Below are 18,480 nucleotides of genomic sequence, written 5' to 3' on the forward strand. Positions count from 1 at the left end.
AGACGCTCTCGAAATCGCGTCTCGGCCGATAACTCAGTACGATGTGAGCCTTACCGCATTGCGCTCTGCGGCGGATCGGTTAGTCGCGTGATCGGAGCGCGATTAGTGTGCACAGGCGTTGACGTCCGCATCAAGTTGCATCAGTTTTTCGGAAGGCCGGCAGGACATGGGTGACGGCGAGCAGGACGCCACTCTTGGCCGTCGGCGCGCGTCGATCGCCATGACACCCACCCCGAGCGCTGCGCCCTGGGAACGGTCCTACGCTCTGTTGCCGGACGACGCGTCGCACCGATGGCGGCCCGAGCCTGCGGCCGAGCTAGCCGACCAAACCGAGCCGGACGACGGCGGCACCGAAAAGACCGGCTCTCACGCCGACGGTGCTGTCAGTGTCGCCGACCTGATCGCCAAGGTCGGCGCCCCCATCCCGCAGCAACCCACGCACCATCATCTGGCTGACGACGCCGACGACGAAGCCACGGATGACGAGCTGGACGACACCCCGACGATCGCCACCCCGACCTACTCGTTCGAGCTCCTCTCGGAGCTGCCCGATCTCGGGGCGGACCGCTACCCGCCTGACGACAACGATCCGGCCGAAACCGCACAGGCCGGGGAGGCTGGGGAGTCGGCTGGGTCGAGACCGAAAACGAAATCGCGCCGACGTCCGATACTGATCGCCGGGCGCTCGCTGGCCGCCCTAATCGCGGTGCTGGCCTTGGTCGTGACCGGCGGGGCATGGCGATGGAGTGCTGCGACCAACGATCGGCTCAACACAGTGAGCGCGCTGGACCCGCATTCCTCCGACATCGTCGATCCCCAGGGGCAGTACGGCGACGAAGATTTCCTGATCGTCGGGATGGACTCGCGCGCCGGGGAGAACGCGAACATCGGCGCCGGCGACGCCGACGACGCGGGTGGCGCGCGTTCGGACACCGTGATGCTGGTCAACATTCCAGCGAACCGCAAACGCATCGTCGTCGTGTCGTTCCCCAGGGACCTGGCCATCACCCCGATGCAGTGCGAAGCGTGGAACCCCGAGACGGGCAAGTACGGGCCCGTCTATGACCCGAAGAAGGGAGCGTGGGGTCCCCGGATGGTCTACACCGAGACCAAACTGAACTCGACCTTCTCCTTCGGCGGCCCGAAGTGTCTGGTCAAGGAGATCCAGAAGCTGTCCGGGTTGAGCATCAACAGGTTCATCGCCCTCGACTTCGTCGGATTCGCGCGGATGGTGGAAGCCCTCGGCGGTGTCGAGGTCTGCTCAAGTACCCCACTGCACGACTACGAACTGGGCACGGTGCTCGAGCACGCCGGTCGCCAGGTCATCAACGGGCCGACGGCCTTGAATTACGTGCGGGCCCGCCAGATAACCACCGAGGTCAACGGTGATTACGGCCGGATCAAACGCCAGCAGTTGTTCGTGTCGTCGCTGCTGAGGGCGCTGATCTCGGAAGACACGTTGCTGAACATCAACAAACTCAACAACGTCGTGAACATGTTCATCGGCAACAGCTACGTCGACAACGTCAAGACCAAGGACCTGGTCCAGCTCGGCCAGTCGTTGCAGCACATCGCGGCCGGGCACGTCACGTTCGTCACCGTCCCGACGGGCGTGACCGACCAAAACGGCGACGAGCCGCCACGCACCGCGGACATGAAGGCGCTTTTCTCGGCCATCATCGACGACGACCCGTTGCCGCTGGAGAACGATCAGAACGCGCAGACCCTGGGCGCGACACCGACCACGCCGACACCCGCCCCCAAGAGCGAGCCTCCGGCGGCTCCCTCCAACGAGACCCAGCACCAGCAGGTGACGACGACCTCGCCGCAGGAGGTCACAGTCCAGGTCTCCAACGGCACCGGCACGTCCGGGCTGGCCACCACCGCCACGAACCAGCTCAAGCGCAACGGATTCAACGTGATGACACCGGACGACTATCCGAGCACGCTGAGGACCACGACGGTGCTCTTTTCGCCCGGCAACGAACAGGCCGCCGCCACCGTGGCCTCGGCGTTCGCCAACTCAAAGGTCGAGCGAGTCAACGGAATTGGGCAGGTAGTCCAGGTAGTGCTCGGGCCCGACTTCAGCGCCGTCACCACTCCCGCGCCCACCGGCTCGTCGATCAGCATGCAGGTAAACCGCAACACCAGTAGCCCGCCGACCGCCACCAGACTTCCCGAAGACCTGACCGTGACCAATGCGGCGGATACCACCTGCGGGTAGCTCTCCGGGTCGCCCGCCATCGCCCGGCCCTCGCCGTGCCGTCGCAAGCACACCGTTTCCGGCGTCGAGAACGTAGGCTGGATCACATGCGGACCGCCTACCATGAGCGACTCTCGGAATTGTCCGAGCGGCTCGGCGAGATGTGCGGGCTGGCAGGGATGGCGATGGAGCGAGCCACGCAGGCCCTGTTGCAGGCCGACCTGGTGCTGGCCGAACAAGTGATCACCGACCACGAGAAAATCGCGACCTTGAGCACGCGCGCCGAAGAAAGCGCATTTGTACTGCTGGCATTGCAGGCGCCGGTTGCCGGAGACCTCAGGTCTATCGTGAGCGCGATCCAGATGGTGGCAGACATCGACCGGATGGGCGCGCTGGCCCTGCACGTCGCCAAGATCGCCCGCCGTCGGCACCCACAGCACGCGTTGCCTGAGGAAGTCAACGGGTACTTTGCCGAAATGGGCAGGGTCGCAGTCGAATTGGGCAACAGCGCCCAAGAGGTCGTGTTGTCGCGCGACCCGGACAAAGCCGCCCGGATCCGCGAGGAAGACGACGCGATGGACGATCTGCACCGGCACTTGTTCTCGGTGCTGATGGACCGCGAGTGGAAACACGGCGTGGCGGCGGCCGTCGACGTAACGTTGCTGGGCCGGTTCTACGAGCGCTTCGCCGACCATGCCGTCGAAGTCGCCAGGCGGGTCATCTTCCAGGCGACGGGACGATTTCCCGAGGACGCCGCGGCGCCAACCTCGCGCTGACTCGCGAGCAGGCCGGCTAGCCGAACCGCCCGGAGATGTAATCCTCGGTCGCCTTCTGGGTCGGGTTCGAAAAGATCGTCTCGGTGTCGTCGATCTCCACCAGCCGGCCGGGCTTGCCCACGGCTTCCAGGTTGAAGAACGCCGTCTGATCACTCACCCGCGCGGCCTGCTGCATGTTGTGCGTGACGATGACGATGGTGTACTCCTGCTTGAGCTCACTGATCAAGTCCTCGATCGCCATCGTCGAGATGGGGTCCAGCGACGAGCATGGCTCGTCCATCAGCAGCACGTCGGGTTGTACGGCGATGGCCCGCGCGATGCACAGCCGCTGTTGTTGCCCACCCGACAACCCGCCGCCGGGCTTGTCCAGCCTGTCCTTGACTTCGTCCCAAAGGTTGGCGCCGCGCAGCGAGTGTTCGACGGTGTCGTCGAGAACCTTACGGTTGCGCACACCCTGTAGCCTCAGCCCCGCGATCACGTTGTTGCGAATCGACATGGCGGGGAACGGATTCGGCCGCTGAAACACCATTCCGATCGCCCTGCGAACGCCGACCGGGTCGACGCCGGCCGCGTAGATGTTTTCGTCGTCGAGCAACACCGTGCCCTCCACACGGGCGCCTGAGATGACTTCGTGCATCCGGTTCAACGTGCGCAGGACCGTCGTCTTGCCACACCCCGACGGACCGATGAACGCGGTCACGCTGCGGGGCAGAACCGACAGCGTGACATCCGCGACGGCTTGAAACGACCCGTAGTAGATGTTGACGCCTTTGAGGTCTAACCGCTTGGCCACTAAAAGCTCCTGCCTAGGACTTCTTCGGGGCGAAGGTCTTGGCGAAGATCCTGGCCCCGATATTCATGACAGCGATCAGAAGGATCAGGGTCAGGGCTGCGCCCCAGAGACGATCTGTGGGAGCCGGGATGGCACCAGCGCCAGCCGATTCCTGGTCATACATCATGCCGGGCAGCGATCCCATGGGGCCTACCCGGGCGGTGCGTAGGCCGTGTCGACGCTGTAGGTGGTGAAGCCCAGGCTCTGGTAGGTCCGCACCGCGGCGACGTTGTCCGACTCTACGTAGAGCAGCACGGTGGGCTCGGCCGCATCCGCCAGCCGCCGCGCCAGCGCAACCAGGCCTACCGACGTCAAGGTCTTGCCCAGGCCGCGGCCCTGGGCCGACGGGTCGACGCCTAAGACGTAGACCTCGCCCAGACCTGGTTCGCCGGGATGCACCTTCGTCCAGTGAAAGCCGAGCAGCATGGCGGAGTCGTCGAACGCCAGGAACAACCCGGCCGGGTCGAACCACGGTTCGGCGCGCCGCTCCTCGAGTTGGGCCGTCGTCCATCCGCCCTGCTCCGGGTGCGTGGCGAACGCAGCGTTGTTGACGCGCAGCAGCTCGGCGTCGTCGGCGGTGCCCGCGTAAGCGCGAACGGACACGCCTGCCGGGATCTGCGGCTCGGGGATGTCACGCAGTGGGCGTCGCATCTGAACCAGTTCGCGAACCGACACCAGGCCCAGTGCGGCCGCCGTCGCGCGGGCCGGCTCCAGCGTGCCGTGCGCCCAGAACTGGTTATGTCCCGCCGTCTTGGCCAGCGCGGCGCGTGCCATCGCGGCGCCCACACCGCGACGACGAGCTCGCGGGTGCACCACCAATTCGGCCGTCGCGACACCTCCGTCGTGCGGCGAGCCCAGATTGAGGTAGCCGACGACCGCGTTGGCTGAGTCGGTGACCAACAGGTGTCCGGTGCGTTGCTGGCCGAGTTCGCGCAACACCTGTTCGCCGACGGGTGCGACGCCGTCGAATCCCGTTGCCGCCGTGACGAGTTCACGCACCTGGCGCTGCTCCTGGACGGCCAGTGCGGGGCGCCAGTCGGGCGCGGTCACTGACTGCGTAACGGGTCGCCCAGCGGCTCTTGCAGAGTCTCTTGGTCCGAGTCGGCGACGTCGTCGTCCTCGTCGCGAGCGGAGATGGGCGCCCGGCCGCGCGCCGGCCGCACCGCTTTGTAGCCGACATTGCGGACCGTGCCGATCAGGGCTTCGTGCTCCGGGCCCAGTTTGGCGCGGAGCCGCCGGACGTGCACGTCGACGGTGCGGGTGCCGCCGAAGAAGTCGTAGCCCCAGACCTCGTGCAGCAGCTGCGCGCGGGTAAACACCCGGCCCGCGTGCTGCGCCAGATACTTCAGCAGTTCGAACTCTTTGTAGGTCAGGTCAAGTGGGCGGCCCCGCAGTCGCGCGGTGTAGGTACCCTCGTCGATCACCAGCTCGCCGAGGCTCACCTTGCCCACGCTGTCCTGGTCGGCCAGCCCGCCACGGCGCCCGATCACCAGCCGCAGCCTCGCGTCGACCTCGGCCGGTCCGGTGGTGGGGAGCAAGATCTCGTCAAGACCCCAGTCGGCGCTGACCGCTACCAGGCCGCCCTCGCTTACCACTGCCAGGACCGGAATCGAGCGGCCCGCCGTGCTCAACAGTCGGCACAGACCCCGCGCCGACGACAGGTCCTGGCGCGCGTCGACGAGCACGGCGTCCGCGGTGCCCGCCTCCAGCAACGAGGCGGGCTCTGCCGGCGCCGTGCGCACGGTGTGCGGTAGCAGCGACAGCGACGGCAGAACCGGGTCGGCATGCAGCTCCGATGTCAGCAGTAGTAGGTCCAACGGAAACCCTCGCAACCCCTTCAAGGTCGTGGGAAAAGCCATGTCTTGGGTCCATAACGCCACATCCCGTTAGCGTCCAGGTGATCTAACGATAACTTGCCAGCTGGTTTTCCTCCTGATGACGAACGGTTCAGCGACGGCGTGCGGCCAGCGGAGGAGCGGCCACGCGGGCGCACGCTCGGCGACGGTGCGTCGCGATATCGCCGGGTGAGACACAATATGCGGATGCGTAGGATGCTGATCGGCGTGTTCGCGGCGACGATCACGGTGATCGTCATCGTCGGCGGAGCAGTCGGCGCCGACTTCGGGACCAGCATCTACGCCGAGTACCGGCTTTCGTCCAACGTGCGCAAGGCGGCGAATCTCGGGTCGGACCCGTTCATCGCCATCCTGGCGTTCCCGTTCATCCCGCAGGCGATCCGGCATCACTACAACCAGCTTGAGATCAAGGCCAACGCCGTCGACCACGCGGTGGTCGGCAAGGCCACGCTCGAGGCCACCATGCACTCGATCGACCTGACCTACTCATCCTGGCTGATCAGGCCCGATGCGAAGCTGCCGGTGGGCAAGCTGGAGAGCCGCATCATCATCAACTCGATGTACCTGGGCCGGTTTCTGGGCATCAGCGACCTGATGGTCGAGGCACCGCGTCGCGACACCAACGACGCGACCGGCGGGACCACAGAATCCGGGATCTCCAGCAGCCACGGACTGGTCTTCACGGGCACACCGAAGTCGGCCAATTTCGACCATCCGGTCAGCGTCCTGGTCGATCTCTCGATCGCGCCCGACGACGCGACGACCCTGGTATTCACCCCGACGGCCGTCGCCACGGGTGCCGACACCGCCAACCAACCCGTGCCCGACGACAAGCGCGACGCGGTGCTGCACGCCTTCAGCGCCAGGCTGCCGGACCAGAAACTCCCGTTCGCGGTGGCGCCGACCACCGTCGGCGCGCGCGGTTCCGACGTCATTATCGAAGGCATCACGACGGGAGTGACGATCAACCTGGCGGCATTTAAGCAGTCGTGACGACGACGTGGCGGCGGCCCGAGTGCCCCGTCACTGTGGCGACGGTCCCGCCGCCCTGCTATCGCTTCCCGGACCGCTGTTGGCTTGATCACCATGTCGTTAGGTAAGCTGTCCGACGTGTCAGCCCGCATCGAGCCCATGCTCACCAAGTGCCGCGCAGTTGATCTGTGCCGCTTCGCGGGTTGTTGCTGTTGCTGTAACAACTGAGTAGCCGCGCCTTTCCCGCGCAGCACTCGGGGCAGCCCTCGGAATCTCCCGTGGTTTATCTGCCCATCCCTCCGCGCAAACAGGCGTCCCTAGGAGTAATACCGTGTCGAGCACCAACCCCCCCGCCGGCGCCGGGGTCGATGTCCGGGGACCACGCTTCGCCGCCTGGGTCACCACCGTCGTACTGGTGATCGTGCTAGCCGTCGCCGCAGTCAGTCCGCGGGCGGCAGCGGTCGTATTGGGCCTGCAGGCCGTCGCGTTCGCCATCGGCGCGCTTGGCGGCCCCCGCCGCCACCCCTACGGCAAGGTGTACGCCGCCCTCGTGGCGCCGCGCCTGGGACCGGTCACCGAACGCGAACCGATCCCCCCGGTGAAGTTCGCGCAGCTGGTGGGCCTGATCTTCGCGGTGGTCGGCACCGCCGGCTTTGCCGCTGGGGCGGCGCTGGTGGGTGTTATCGCCACCGCGGCGGCATTCGTCGCCGCCTTTCTCAATGCGGCCTTCGGCATCTGCCTGGGCTGTCAGCTCTATCCGCTCGTCGCACGCCTGCGGCGCGCCCCACACCCCGCCTGACGGGCTGTCAATCAGCCGTTCAACAGAAGCAATCGAAAGGATCCCACCATGGCACGCTCTGACGTCCTGGTCTCTGCCGACTGGGCTGAGAGCAATCTGGACACCGAGAACGTCGTCTTCGTCGAAGTAGACGAGGACACCAGCGCATACGACGGCGGCCACATCCGCGGCGCGGTAAAGCTGGACTGGCGCACCGATCTGCAGGACCCGGTCAAGCGCGACTTCGTCGACGCTGAGCAGTTCTCCAAACTGTTGTCCGACCGCGGCATCTCCAACGACGACACCGTGGTCCTCTACGGCGGCAACAACAACTGGTTCGCCGCCTACGCCTACTGGTATTTCAAGCTGTACGGCCACGACCAGGTCAAGCTGCTGGACGGCGGTCGCAAGAAGTGGGAACTCGACGGCCGCCCGCTGTCGAGCGAAGCTGTCAGCAGGCCGGCGACCTCCTACAGCGCAGCGGCGCCGGACAACACGATCCGGGCGTTCCGCGACGAAGTCATCGACGCGATCCAAGTAAAGAACCTGGTCGACGTGCGCTCCCCCGACGAGTACTCCGGCAAGATCCTGGCGCCCGCGCACCTGCCGCAGGAGCAAAGCCAGCGTCCCGGGCATATCCCCGGCGCCATCAACGTTCCGTGGAGCAAGGCCGCCAACGAGGACGGCACCTTCAAGTCCGATGAGGAACTGGCCACGCTGTACGCCGACGCAGGCCTGGACGGCACCAAGGAAACGATCGCTTACTGCCGAATCGGGGAACGTTCGTCGCATACCTGGTTCGTCTTGCGTGAACTGCTGGGCCACACGAACGTCAAGAACTATGACGGCAGTTGGACGGAATACGGCTCCCTGGTGGGTGCCCCGATTGAGTTGGGAAGCTGATATGTGCTCTGGACCCAAGCAAGGACTCACGTTGCCCGCCAGCGTCGACCTCGAGAAGGAAACGGTGATCACCGGGCGCGTAGTGGACCGGGACGGCCAGGCCGTGGGCGGCGCCTTTGTGCGCCTGCTGGACTCGTCCGACGAGTTCACCGCCGAAGTGGTCGCGTCGGCCACCGGTGACTTCCGGTTCTTCGCCGCGCCCGGCTCCTGGACGCTGCGCGCGCTGTCGAAGATCGGCAACGGTGACGCCGTGGTGACGCCGTCGGGCGCCGGAATCCACGAAGTCGACGTCAAGATTGCCTGACCGACCCTGACCGCTGGTCCCGGGTGGTCCACACGCCGGCGCAAAGGCGAATAGACTCGTCCCCGTGGTGCTCTTCTTCGAGATCATGCTGGTCGTTGCGGTCTTGGTCATCTCGTGGTTCGCGCTGTACACGCTGTACCGCCTCATCACTGACGAGTCGTGAGTTCCGGCGAAAGCCTTGACAAACCCGGCGGACCCACCGGTCCCGCAGGCTCGGGAGACCGCGCCGTCGCTGGGCTGTCCAAGGCCGCCGAACGCGCGAAAGTTACCGCGGCGCGCAACATCCCGGCGTTCGACGATTTGCCGCTGCCCGCCGACACCGCGAACCTGCGCCAGGGCGCCGACCTGAACAACGCCCTGTTGGCGCTGCTGCCGCTGGTCGGGGTATGGCGGGGCGAGGGCGAGGGCCGCGCCCCCGACGGCGACTACCGTTTCGGACAGCAAATCGTGGTCTCACACGACGGCGGCGACTACCTGAACTGGGAGGCCCGGTCGTGGCGGCTCGACGACGCGGGCGGCTACCGGGAACCCGGCCTGCGCGAGACCGGCTTCTGGCGATTTGTCACCGACCCCGACGACCCGACCGAGTCGCAGGCCATCGAGCTGTTGTTGGCGCACTCGGCCGGCTACGTCGAGTTGTTCTACGGACAGCCGCGGACCCAGTCGTCGTGGGAGCTGGTGACCGATGCGCTGGCCCGCAGTCGGTCCGGGGTGCTGGTCGGCGGCGCCAAACGGCTCTACGGGATCGTCGAGGGCGGCGACCTGGCCTACGTCGAGGAACGCGTCGATGCCGACGGTGGTTTGATCCCGCATCTCTCGGCGCGGTTGTCGCGATTCGTCGGATAAACCCCGCCGTCGCGTTGTTCACCCGCTCGGCGCGTATTTTCCTGCACCGCAGCGGATGTGAGGGATCGACCCGCTGAGCCGCGCAGAGTCAGCCGCACGCAGACATGGAGCGGCCCCCGAGCAACGCTTCTGGTTGGACAGACCAGAAGCCCGGGGGCCGGGTGGCTACGGGGAATTCGCCAGCGCGCGTTGGTCGCCGACTCTTCCGAGCCATTGCAGCTAGCGCGTAGCCACCTCACATGTCCATGAAGCTATCAATTTCGCGGACCACCTCCTTCCTTGTGTACGGCCGACCGTACTCGAACCGCCGCTAGCTGACAACAGATTTGATTCGGCTCAGCGGTCGCTGATGATGGCCGCGTCGATCAGTTGGGCGAACTCCGCGGCTATCGGCGGCCGCGGCATAGGCCGGCCGTCCAGGGTGCGTACGCGGGCGGCCAGGGTCATGCTCGAGATCAGCCAAATGCCCTGGGCAGCAACGAGATCGGCGGGCCGCAGCGCCCGGTAGTCGCAGTCGTAGCCCTTGGCGCGAGCCACCTCGAAGAGCGCCTGTTGCGTGGTGCCCCGCAGGATCGGAAACCAGGGCGGCGGCGTCAGCAGGCACGAGTTGTCCCTGCCGCCTTCCGCACCGTCGGCAGCGATCACCACCGTCGACCGCGGGCCCTCCAGGATGTAGCCGTCCGAACTCACGAAGATCACGTCGCCGGCGCCTTGCCGGGCGGCATGGCGCAACGCGGCCATGTTCACCGCATAGGACAGCGTTTTGGCGCCGGCCAGCAGCCAGGGCGTCGCGTCGCTACCCGTCGCGGGCAGCCCGCGGTCCAGCGTTATGGCCGCTACCCCCTCGCGTCGGAGCGCCGCGACCCGATCCGGGACAGGCGTGACCATGACGTAACCGGTTGGCGCCGAACCGTTTTCCCGGCCCCGGCTGTAGATCACACGCAGCGCAGCTTCATCGGCCGTGTGTGCGGCCCACTGCCGTGCCGCGACCTCGATCGCGTTGCGCCACGCGGACAGGTCCGGAGCGGGCAGGTCCATCAGCTTGGCCGACTGGGTGAGCCGCTGCAGGTGCGACTCGACCAGGCAGGCCCTGCCGTCGCGGACCAGCAACGTCTCGAAGGCACCGTCACCGCGCACCGCGGCGAGGTCGTCGGCATGCAACAACGGTGTCCCCGGCGCGTGTATCTCACCATCAAGCGTGACGATCACGCCCCTTTGTCCCGCCATGACCGAGGAGCCTAACTCCCTGTCCGTAGAGTTGGTGTGTGACTGCAGTAGCCGCGCCCGACCCCGGTCCCGACGCCGGCGTGACCTGGCATTTCGGTGATCCGCTCGGAGAGCAGCGCGCGGCGGAAACCGATGCCGTGCTGGTGGACCGATCGCATCGCGCCGTCCTGACCCTGACCGGCCCCGACCGGCAAACCTGGCTGCACAACATCTCCACCCAGCACGTCAGCGACCTTCCCGAAGGCGCCAGCACCCAGAACCTCAGCCTCGACGGGCAGGGCCGCGTCGAGGATCACTGGATCCAGACGGAACTGGGCGGCACCAGCCATCTCGACACCGAGCCCTGGCGGGGCGAGCCGCTGCTGGCGTACCTGAGCAAGATGGTGTTCTGGTCCGATGTCAAGGCGAGTGCCGCCAACACGGCGGTGCTCTCGCTGCTGGGCCCGCGGCTGGCTGACCCGCCCGTGCTGGACGTGCTGGGTTTGGATGCGTTGCCCGCCGAATGGACGGCAGTGTCGTTGGCAGGCGGTGGATTCGCGCGGCGGATGCCCGGCGCTCCCGGTGGCCAAATCGAACTGGACCTGTTGGTCGGGCGCGACGAGTCCGCCGACTGGTGGCGCCGCCTGACCGAAGCGGGGGTTCGCCCGGCGGGCGTATGGGCCTACGAGGCGCACCGGGTGGCTGCGTTGCGCCCGCGGCTCGGCGTGGACACCGACGACCGCACCATCCCGCACGAAGTGGGCTGGATCGGTGGTCCCGGTCAAGGCGCAGTACACCTGGACAAGGGCTGCTACCGCGGGCAGGAGACCGTCGCGCGGGTGCACAACCTGGGCAGGCCGCCCAGGATGCTGGTGTTGTTGCACCTCGACGGCTCGGTGGACCGGCCGTCGACCGGCGACCCGGTGCTGGCCGGAGGTCGCGCCGTGGGCCGCCTCGGAACCGTCGTCGAGCACGTTGATTTGGGGCCGGTGGCGCTGGCGCTGCTCAAACGCGGACTGCCCGGCGACACGGAACTGGCAACCGGCCGAGACGCGGAGGTCGCCGCGGTCATCGACGCCGACTCCCTGCCTTCCGCCGAAGAAGTGGGTGCCGGACGGCTGGCGGTGGACCGGTTGCGCGGCGGCACAAGACAATGAACGACGACATCCGGGAACGATTACACCCGGCGAGGCGGACAGGGGTCTCCGACGCTTAACGGCAAGGCACGGTAAACTGTCGCCAGGACAATAACGACACCAAGAGATCGGAGCCGCCTACTCGTAGGCCGCTCCGTTATTGCGCGAGGGGGTTCCCCCATGGGCCGCGGCCGGGCTAAGGCAAAGCAGACCAAGGTTGCTCGAGAACTTAAGTACAGCTCCCCGCAGACCGACTTCCAGCGGCTCCAACGCGAGCTGTCCGGAACGGGTGCCGACGAATCCAGCGAGCTGGACGGCTTCAACGATGAAGGCGCCAGCGAGTCGTGGGACGACGAGGACAGCTGGCGCCACTAGAACTTCCCATTCCCATGCGGTAGGCGAATAGCGCCGCCCGGATTTTTAAAACCTCGGGTGCTGTCCGACCAGTTTGGCCCGAGGTCCTTCTTTCCCGCCTTTGCAGACAGTCCCCAAGACCCAGCAGTCCAGGTGCCGGGCGGTCAAGATCGCCAATGCCCGGTCGGTGTCCGCAGGGGCCACGACGGCAATCATGCCAACGCCCATGTTGAACGTCTTTTCCATCTCCGGCCGCTCGACACGGCCACGCTGCGCGATCATGGCGAACACCGGGGCCGGCGTCCATGTGCCGCGGTCCACCTCGGCGACGAGCCCGTGCGGGATGACGCGTTGCAGGTTGCCCGCCAGACCCCCACCGGTGACGTGACAGAACGTACGGACGTGGGTTTCGGCGGCCAGCGCCAGGCAGTCCTTGGCGTAGATGCGGGTGGGCTCCAACAACTCCTCGCCCAGGGTGCGGCCGAACTCCTCCACGTACCCGGCCAGGTTCATGCGGTCGATCTCCAGTAGGACCGAGCGGGCCAGCGAATAGCCGTTGGAGTGCAGACCGGACGATCCCATCGCGATGATGACGTCACCGGGTTTGACGCGGTCGGGCCCCAGCACGTTGTCGGCCTCGACCACGCCGACCCCGGTGGCCGAGATGTCGTAGTGATCCGGCGCCATCAGCCCGGGGTGTTCGGCGATCTCGCCGCCCAGAAGTGCGCACCCCGCCCGCACGCATCCCTCCGCGACACCGCCGACGATCGCGCTCACGCGTTCGGGCACTGTGCGGCCAACAGCGATGTAGTCCTGCAGAAAAAGCGGTTCGGCGCCGCAGACCACCAGGTCGTCGACCACCATCGCGACCAGGTCGAGGCCGACGGTGTCGTGCTTGTCCATCGCCTGGGCCACAGCCAGCTTGGTGCCGACACCATCGGTCGAGGACGCCAGCACCGGTTCGCGATAGTCGCCGCGCAGTGCGAATAATCCGGCGAAACCACCCAGACCCCCCCGCACCTCGGGTCTGGTGGCCTTGGTGGCCAGCGGCTTAATCAACTCGACGGCTTCGTCGCCGGCTTGGATGTCCACCCCCGCCGATGCGTAGGTGAGGCCCTGGCCGCCCGGGCCTCGTCCGGAGCTGAATAGGCTTTCTGGGGGATCCGTCATCGCGATAAAGGGTACCGGGCGACGTTCAGCGCCGGTATGAGTTGCGCAAGCTCGATCGGCGTTCTTCAGCGCCCGACGGGGACGTCGCCGGCGACCTGGGTTGTAGCGGGGTCGTCCAATCCGGCTTCGCGCGCCGTGTTGGCCAGCATGTGCTCGATGACGTTCTTGCCCAGCGCGGTCTCGCTCGGCAATTCGATCGGGTATTTGCCGTCGAAACAGGCAGTGCACAACCGCGACGTCGGTTGCTCGGTGGCGGCGATCAGGCCGCGCAGCGAGATATAGCCCAGTGTGTCGGCGTTGATCGCATGGCGGACCGCTTCGAGTATCTCGCCCTTGCCTTCCACGGCGTTGGCGATCAACTCGGCCGGCGACGGGAAGTCGATGCCGTAGAAGCACGGCCACTTGACCGGCGGCGAGGCGATCCGCACGTGCACCTCCACCGCGCCGGCCTCGCGCAGCATGCGGACCAGGGCGCGCTGGGTGTTTCCGCGCACGATCGAGTCGTCGACGACGATGAGCCGCTTGCCGCGGATCACCTCTCTGAGCGGGTTCAGCTTCAGCCGGATACCGAGCTGGCGGATGGTCTGCGACGGCTGGATGAAGGTACGGCCCACATAGGCGTTCTTCATCAGGCCCTGCCCGTAGGGGATGCCGGACTCCTGCGCGTATCCCACGGCGGCGGGGGTGCCCGATTCCGGTACGCCGATCACCAGATCGGCGTCGACGGGGCATTCGCGGGCCAACCGACGCCCGATCTCCAGCCGGGCGCCGTGCACCGACCGGCCGGCCAGCGTGCTGTCGGGCCGCGCCAGGTAGACGTACTCGAAGACGCAGCCCTTGGGGGTGGGGTTGGCGAAGCGGGTCGAGCGCACGCCGTCGGCGTCGATCGCCAGCAGTTCGCCTGGTTCGATGTCGCGGACGAAGGACGCGCCGACGATGTCGAGTGCGGCGGTTTCGGAGGCCACCACCCAGCCGCGATCCAACCGGCCGAGCGACAACGGCCGAACCCCATGCGGGTCACGGCACGCATAGAGCGTGTTTTCGTCCATGAAGGTCAGACAGAACGCCCCGCGCACGGTCGGCAGCAGTTCCAGCGCAGCCTGTTCCAGGGTGGAATCGGCCGCGCCGTGGGCCAGCAACGCGCCCAGGATGTCGGAGTCGGTCGTGGCCGGTGCCGGTGCGCGCTTGGCCATCAGTCCGGCGTCGCGCGCCCGGGCGGCCAGCTCGGTGGTGTTGACCAGGTTTCCGTTGTGCCCCAAGGCAACCCCGGTGCCCGCCGCGGTGTTACGGAACACCGGCTGGGCGTTTTCCCACGTTGTATCGCCGGTGGTGGAGTAGCGGCAGTGGCCGATGGCGACATGGCCCTCCATCGCGGCCAGGGTCTGCTCGTCGAAGACCTGACTGACCAGACCCAGGTCCTTGAAGACCAGCACCTGCGATCCATCGGCGACGGCGATGCCCGCAGCTTCCTGACCGCGATGCTGCAATGCGTACAAGCCGTAATAAGTGAGTTTGGCGACTTCTTCGCCCGGGGCCCAGACCCCGAATACACCACACTCTTCACGGGGGGAATTGAAGTCTTGCTCGGGCTGCTGGACGGTCACGATCAGGTGGCTCCCTGGGGAACGGTTAGTGACGTACCGGAGTCTACGGGCACGACGGCCCCACCGCCGAATCAAGCGCGCGTGTTGGGCGCGCAAAATGCCGCGAATATACCCCTAAATACCCTAAACCTGCAGTTCAGGGTTATCTTCAGCGCGCATCCAGCAGGGGCAGCCAGTGCTCAATTTCACTTGCACGAGAGCCCGAAAGGCTCAGTGCGCCGCTGGCGTTGGCCGCGGCCAGCGACAGCAACCCGGTGGCCAGCTGGAGCCACGTCCGAGGGTCGGTCTCCACGACGTTGGGCGGCGTGCCGCGGGTGTGTCGCGGCCCGGCAATGCACTGCACGGCGACAAACGGCGGAACGCGGACCTCGACGCTGGCTCCGGGTGCCAGCGCCGCGAGTGTGCGCGCCGTGAGCCGCACCGCCGTCGCCAGAGCGTTCCGGTCGGGCCGAGGACCCGATTCGTCGCGCAACCAGTCCGCGACGGCGAGCACGGCCTCGCGTGTCTTGACCGGATCGGCTCTGTCGCGGGCGGCCATAGCTCAGGGTCTCAAAATCATGGATCCGCGTGAGCAGCTGGTGACGCCGATGCTCTTGGTGCTGGGCCAATGTGGCCGCCGCGACGACGGCGACCACGTTCCTCGGCCACAAGTACGTGTCGCTTAAGTCGCGGAAGTCCAACGCCCGTAAGCGAATTATCCGAAGAATCGCGGCAGCACCGCCTCCGAAGTCGCACGCAGTTCCGCCAGCGACACCGTGAACAGGCCCTGCACCTCCACCACGTCGGAGGCCTGATCGACGACACCGATACGCGTGACGGGCAGCCCGCGCGCGGCGCACATCGAACGGAAGCGGCTCTCCTCGGTGCGTGGCACCGCGACCAGTGCCCGCCCCGCCGACTCGGAGAACAACATCACAAACGGGTCTAGGTCTTCGTCTGGGCCCTCGGGAAGCACTATGCGACAACCTGTTTCACCCGCCAAAGCCGCCTCCACGACGGCCTGGGCCAGCCCACCCTCGGACAGGTCGTGCGCCGCAGACACCAGCCCGTCCCGCGACGCGGCACTCAGCACCTCGGCCAGTAGCTGCTCGCGCGCCAGGTCGACCGCCGGCGGCACCCCGCCCAGATGGTCGGCGATCACCTGCGCCCAGACCGATCCGTCGAACTCGTCACGCGTATCCCCCAACAGCAACAGGGTTTCGCCGGGCTCACCGCCCAGGGCCGTGGGCAGCCGCCGGCTTACATCGTCGATGACGCCGAGCACCCCCACCACCGGTGTCGGCAGGATCGCCGCCGTCCCGGTCTGGTTGTAAAAGCTGACGTTGCCACCGGTCACCGGAATGCCCAGGGCCGCACAGCCATCGGCGAGTCCACGCACCGCCCCCGCGAACTGCCACATCACGCCGGGGTCTTCGGGTGAGCCGAAGTTGAGGCAATTGGTCACCGCGACCGGGGTGGCGCCGGTGACGGCGACGTTGCGATATGCCTCGGCCAGCGCGAGTTGAGCGCCCGCATAGGGATCGAGCTTGGTGTAGCGCCCCGACGCGTCGGTCGACAACGCGATTCCGCGGCCGGTGGACTCGTCGATGCGCAGCATGCCGCCGTCGGCGTGCTCGGCCAGCACGGTGTTGCCGCGCACGTACCGGTCGTACTGATCGGTGATGAACGCGCGGCTGCACAGGTGCGGGCTGCCAAGCAGCGCAAGCAAAGTCGCGCGCAGCTCGTCCCCGGTGACCGGCCGGGGCAATCCGGCCGACGTGTCGGCGTTCAACGCGTCCTGCGTTTCGGGACGGGCGACGGGGCGCTGGTAGATCGGTCCCTCGTGGGCCACCGTGCGCGGTGGAACGTCAACCACCGTCTCCCCACGCCAGCTGATCCGCAGTCGATCGCCGTCGGTGACCTCGCCGATCACGGTGGCCAGCACCTCCCATTTGCGGCACACCGCCAGAAAGGCATCGACGTTCTGCGGTGCGACGACGGCGCACATCCGCTCCTGCGACTCGCTGCAGAGCACCTCGGCGGACGTCATCTCCTTGGCCCGCAGCGGAACCACATCCAGCTCAATCGCCATCCCGCCGTCGCCGGCGGACGCTAATTCCGAAGTGGCACAAGATAATCCGGCGCCACCAAGATCCTGAATGCCGATCACCAGTCCGCCCGCGTACAGCTCCAGACAGCACTCGATCAGCACCTTCTCCATGAACGGGTCGCCGACCTGGACCGACGGCAGCTTCTTGCGGGCGGCGCCGTCCTCGTCTCCCCCGAAGGTGTCCGACGCCAGCACCGACACCCCGCCGATACCGTCCAGCCCGGTGCGCGCGCCAAACAGGATGATCTTGTTGCCCACGCCCGAGGCGAACGCCAAATGCAGGTCCTCCTGGCGTAATACGCCGACGCACATCGCGTTGACCAACGGGTTTCCCGCGTAACAGGCGTCGAAGACGGTCTCGCCGCCGATGTTGGGCAGGCCCAGCGAGTTGCCGTAGCCGCCGATGCCGCGGACCACGCCATCGAGCACCCGGCGAGTGTCGGGCGCGTCGGCGGCGCCGAACCGGAGCTGGTCCATGACTGCGATCGGCCGCGCGCCCATGGCCATGATGTCGCGGACGATCCCGCCGACACCGGTGGCAGCGCCCTGATAGGGCTCCACGTAGGACGGGTGATTGTGGGATTCCACCTTGAAGGTGACGGCCCAGCCGTCGCCGATGTCGACGACGCCGGCGTTCTCGCCGATGCCGGCCAGCATTCCGGCACGCATCGCGTCGGTGGTGGTCTCACCGAAGTAGCGCAGGTGGACTTTGGAGGACTTGTACGAACAGTGCTCGCTCCACATGACCGCGTACATGGCCAGCTCGGTATCGGTGGGCCGACGCCCTAGGATTTCGCGAATTCGCTGGTACTCGTCGTCCTTGAGGCCCAACTCACCGAACGGTTGCGGCTGATCGGGGGTGGCGGCGGCATGTTCGACGGTGTCAATCACGTGAGTGCGAGCGCTCGTCACGCCGCTAGTCTAGGGTCCCGCCGCCCGCGTCGCCGAGCGTGACATCCGGGCGAGATTCTCGATTTCTCGCCTGGGAACGCTCGGCGGATGGACGTGGGGTGGGCGCACCGAGCGTGACGTGAGGGCGAGATTTTTGCCGATTTTTCGCCCTACGATCACGCTCGGTGACGGGGCCCCGCCCGGCTACCGACCCGCGATACAGAACACGTTGCCCTCGGGGTCGGCCAGCACCACCCAGCGGAAGTTCTCGCTGAATTGGTTGCGGCCGACCTCGGAGGCACCCGCCGTCGTCAACCGGGACACCTCGGTATCCACGTCCTCTGCCCCGAAGTCCAGGTGCACCCGGTTCTTACCGGGCGTAGGGTCGGGCACCTTCTGGAACCCGAGCCGAGGCCCGTCGGGCCGCATCACCGCGAAGAATTCGCCGGGGATCATTTCCTGTGCCTCCCCGCCGAACTGCTCGGCCCACCAGCCGGCAAGTTTTGCCGGGTCGGCGCAATCGAACGTGACCATCTCTACCTTTAGCGACATAACGCCTG

Annotated in this window: 19 protein-coding genes and 1 pseudogene; 10 read left to right on the forward strand and 10 right to left on the reverse strand. The window is 66.9% G+C overall.

The window, feature by feature from the left end:
• Nucleotides 1-166 precede the first annotated feature (166 nt).
• Together JO236_RS20525 and phoU are read left to right on the forward strand one after the other, a co-directional pair.
• Nucleotides 167-2,224, forward strand: a complete 2,058-nt coding sequence (locus JO236_RS20525; protein ID WP_416362301.1) for an LCP family protein — start codon at nucleotides 167-169, stop codon at nucleotides 2,222-2,224.
• 86 nt (nucleotides 2,225-2,310) lie between these two features.
• Nucleotides 2,311-2,979, forward strand: a complete 669-nt coding sequence (phoU, locus tag JO236_RS20530; protein WP_293334803.1) for a phosphate signaling complex protein PhoU — start codon at nucleotides 2,311-2,313, stop codon at nucleotides 2,977-2,979.
• 16 nt (nucleotides 2,980-2,995) lie between these two features.
• On the opposite strand, the gene pstB is transcribed toward phoU, so the two are convergent.
• The 4 genes and pseudogenes from pstB to JO236_RS20550 all read right to left on the reverse strand — a co-directional run bounded on the left by pstB (nucleotide 2,996) and on the right by JO236_RS20550 (nucleotide 5,670).
• Nucleotides 2,996-3,772 (reverse strand): phosphate ABC transporter ATP-binding protein PstB, encoded by a 777-nt coding sequence (gene pstB / locus JO236_RS20535; protein ID WP_293334806.1) that lies wholly within the window; start codon nucleotides 3,770-3,772, stop codon nucleotides 2,996-2,998.
• 13 nt (nucleotides 3,773-3,785) lie between these two features.
• Nucleotides 3,786-3,962 (reverse strand): annotated as a pseudogene (locus JO236_RS20540) (phosphate ABC transporter, permease protein PstA); the annotation flags it as partial.
• Nucleotides 3,962-4,861, reverse strand: a complete 900-nt coding sequence (gene mshD / locus JO236_RS20545) for a mycothiol synthase (protein ID WP_293334809.1) — start codon at nucleotides 4,859-4,861, stop codon at nucleotides 3,962-3,964. The pseudogene JO236_RS20540 and the gene mshD, both read right to left, overlap by 1 nt.
• The gene (locus JO236_RS20550) at nucleotides 4,858-5,670 is read right to left on the reverse strand and encodes a winged helix-turn-helix transcriptional regulator (RefSeq protein ID WP_293334812.1); all 813 of its coding nucleotides are present in this window, start codon (nucleotides 5,668-5,670) and stop codon (nucleotides 4,858-4,860) included. Before JO236_RS20550 ends, mshD begins: the two co-directional genes overlap by 4 nt.
• A gap of 177 nt (nucleotides 5,671-5,847) precedes the next feature.
• Here JO236_RS20550 and lmeA point away from each other — a divergent pair, with 177 nt between their 5' ends.
• The 6 genes from lmeA (at nucleotide 5,848) to JO236_RS20575 (ending at nucleotide 9,470) form a co-directional block, all read left to right on the forward strand.
• Entirely contained in the window at nucleotides 5,848-6,660 is an 813-nt protein-coding gene (gene lmeA / locus JO236_RS20555) for a mannan chain length control protein LmeA (protein ID WP_293334815.1), read from the forward strand.
• Between the two features lie 93 nt (nucleotides 6,661-6,753).
• Complete coding sequence (locus tag JO236_RS22555) at nucleotides 6,754-6,867, forward strand: Ms5788A family Cys-rich leader peptide (protein ID WP_416362302.1); 114 nt, start codon at nucleotides 6,754-6,756, stop codon at nucleotides 6,865-6,867.
• Between the two features lie 103 nt (nucleotides 6,868-6,970).
• Nucleotides 6,971-7,438 carry a DUF4395 domain-containing protein gene (locus tag JO236_RS20560; protein ID WP_293334818.1) on the forward strand — a complete coding sequence of 156 codons (468 nt, stop codon included), beginning with the start codon at nucleotides 6,971-6,973 and terminating at the stop codon, nucleotides 7,436-7,438.
• 48 nt (nucleotides 7,439-7,486) lie between these two features.
• On the forward strand, nucleotides 7,487-8,320 hold the full coding sequence (locus JO236_RS20565; RefSeq protein ID WP_293334821.1) for a sulfurtransferase: 834 nt from the start codon (nucleotides 7,487-7,489) through the stop codon (nucleotides 8,318-8,320).
• A 1-nt stretch (nucleotide 8,321) separates the two neighbouring features.
• On the forward strand, nucleotides 8,322-8,624 hold the full coding sequence (locus tag JO236_RS20570) for a DUF1416 domain-containing protein (protein WP_293334851.1): 303 nt from the start codon (nucleotides 8,322-8,324) through the stop codon (nucleotides 8,622-8,624).
• A 159-nt stretch (nucleotides 8,625-8,783) separates the two neighbouring features.
• Complete coding sequence (locus tag JO236_RS20575; RefSeq protein WP_293334824.1) at nucleotides 8,784-9,470, forward strand: FABP family protein; 687 nt, start codon at nucleotides 8,784-8,786, stop codon at nucleotides 9,468-9,470.
• Nucleotides 9,471-9,806: 336 nt separating this feature from the next.
• On the opposite strand, the gene JO236_RS20580 is transcribed toward JO236_RS20575, so the two are convergent.
• Nucleotides 9,807-10,679, reverse strand: a complete 873-nt coding sequence (locus JO236_RS20580; protein ID WP_293334854.1) for an aminodeoxychorismate lyase — start codon at nucleotides 10,677-10,679, stop codon at nucleotides 9,807-9,809.
• Nucleotides 10,680-10,735: 56 nt separating this feature from the next.
• Here JO236_RS20580 and JO236_RS20585 point away from each other — a divergent pair, with 56 nt between their 5' ends.
• Together JO236_RS20585 and JO236_RS20590 are read left to right on the forward strand one after the other, a co-directional pair.
• On the forward strand, nucleotides 10,736-11,833 hold the full coding sequence (locus JO236_RS20585) for a YgfZ/GcvT domain-containing protein (protein ID WP_293334827.1): 1,098 nt from the start codon (nucleotides 10,736-10,738) through the stop codon (nucleotides 11,831-11,833).
• 159 nt (nucleotides 11,834-11,992) lie between these two features.
• Entirely contained in the window at nucleotides 11,993-12,187 is a 195-nt protein-coding gene (locus JO236_RS20590; RefSeq protein WP_293334830.1) for a DUF3073 domain-containing protein, read from the forward strand.
• 45 nt (nucleotides 12,188-12,232) lie between these two features.
• On the opposite strand, the gene purM is transcribed toward JO236_RS20590, so the two are convergent.
• The 5 genes from purM to JO236_RS20615 all read right to left on the reverse strand — a co-directional run bounded on the left by purM (nucleotide 12,233) and on the right by JO236_RS20615 (nucleotide 18,472).
• Nucleotides 12,233-13,336, reverse strand: coding sequence for a phosphoribosylformylglycinamidine cyclo-ligase (purM, locus tag JO236_RS20595; protein WP_293334833.1), 1,104 nt, complete (start codon nucleotides 13,334-13,336; stop codon nucleotides 12,233-12,235).
• A gap of 65 nt (nucleotides 13,337-13,401) precedes the next feature.
• Nucleotides 13,402-14,940 (reverse strand): amidophosphoribosyltransferase, encoded by a 1,539-nt coding sequence (purF, locus tag JO236_RS20600; protein ID WP_293334836.1) that lies wholly within the window; start codon nucleotides 14,938-14,940, stop codon nucleotides 13,402-13,404.
• 148 nt (nucleotides 14,941-15,088) lie between these two features.
• The gene (locus tag JO236_RS20605) at nucleotides 15,089-15,478 is read right to left on the reverse strand and encodes a sterol carrier family protein (protein ID WP_293334839.1); all 390 of its coding nucleotides are present in this window, start codon (nucleotides 15,476-15,478) and stop codon (nucleotides 15,089-15,091) included.
• Nucleotides 15,479-15,634: 156 nt separating this feature from the next.
• Nucleotides 15,635-17,920 carry a phosphoribosylformylglycinamidine synthase subunit PurL gene (gene purL / locus JO236_RS20610; RefSeq protein ID WP_293334857.1) on the reverse strand — a complete coding sequence of 762 codons (2,286 nt, stop codon included), beginning with the start codon at nucleotides 17,918-17,920 and terminating at the stop codon, nucleotides 15,635-15,637.
• Nucleotides 17,921-18,124: 204 nt separating this feature from the next.
• A complete protein-coding gene (locus JO236_RS20615) occupies nucleotides 18,125-18,472 on the reverse strand; it encodes a VOC family protein (RefSeq protein ID WP_293334860.1) in 348 nt (115 codons plus the stop codon).
• Between the last annotated feature and the right edge of the window lie 8 nt (nucleotides 18,473-18,480).

Origin of the sequence: Mycobacterium sp., from assembly GCF_019247635.1 — a bacterium.
In the GTDB taxonomy this organism is placed as follows: Bacteria; Actinomycetota; Actinomycetes; order Mycobacteriales; family Mycobacteriaceae; genus Mycobacterium.

Excerpts from the sequence above, each read along its gene's own strand:
- JO236_RS22555 (WP_416362302.1), top strand. The coding sequence starts at position 6,754 with ATGTCGTTAGGTAAGCTGTCCGACGTGTCAGCCCGCATCGAGCCCATG.
- lmeA (WP_293334815.1), top strand. The coding sequence starts at position 5,848 with ATGCGGATGCGTAGGATGCTGATCGGCGTGTTCGCGGCGACGATCACG.
- JO236_RS20590 (WP_293334830.1), top strand. The coding sequence starts at position 11,993 with ATGGGCCGCGGCCGGGCTAAGGCAAAGCAGACCAAGGTTGCTCGAGAA.
- JO236_RS20615 (WP_293334860.1), bottom strand. The coding sequence starts at position 18,472 with ATGTCGCTAAAGGTAGAGATGGTCACGTTCGATTGCGCCGACCCGGCA.
- JO236_RS20605 (WP_293334839.1), bottom strand. The coding sequence starts at position 15,478 with ATGGCCGCCCGCGACAGAGCCGATCCGGTCAAGACACGCGAGGCCGTG.
- JO236_RS20570 (WP_293334851.1), top strand. The coding sequence starts at position 8,322 with ATGTGCTCTGGACCCAAGCAAGGACTCACGTTGCCCGCCAGCGTCGAC.
- JO236_RS20565 (WP_293334821.1), top strand. The coding sequence starts at position 7,487 with ATGGCACGCTCTGACGTCCTGGTCTCTGCCGACTGGGCTGAGAGCAAT.
- purM (WP_293334833.1), bottom strand. The coding sequence starts at position 13,336 with ATGACGGATCCCCCAGAAAGCCTATTCAGCTCCGGACGAGGCCCGGGC.
- JO236_RS20525 (WP_416362301.1), top strand. The coding sequence starts at position 167 with ATGGGTGACGGCGAGCAGGACGCCACTCTTGGCCGTCGGCGCGCGTCG.
- JO236_RS20550 (WP_293334812.1), bottom strand. The coding sequence starts at position 5,670 with ATGGCTTTTCCCACGACCTTGAAGGGGTTGCGAGGGTTTCCGTTGGAC.
- phoU (WP_293334803.1), top strand. The coding sequence starts at position 2,311 with ATGCGGACCGCCTACCATGAGCGACTCTCGGAATTGTCCGAGCGGCTC.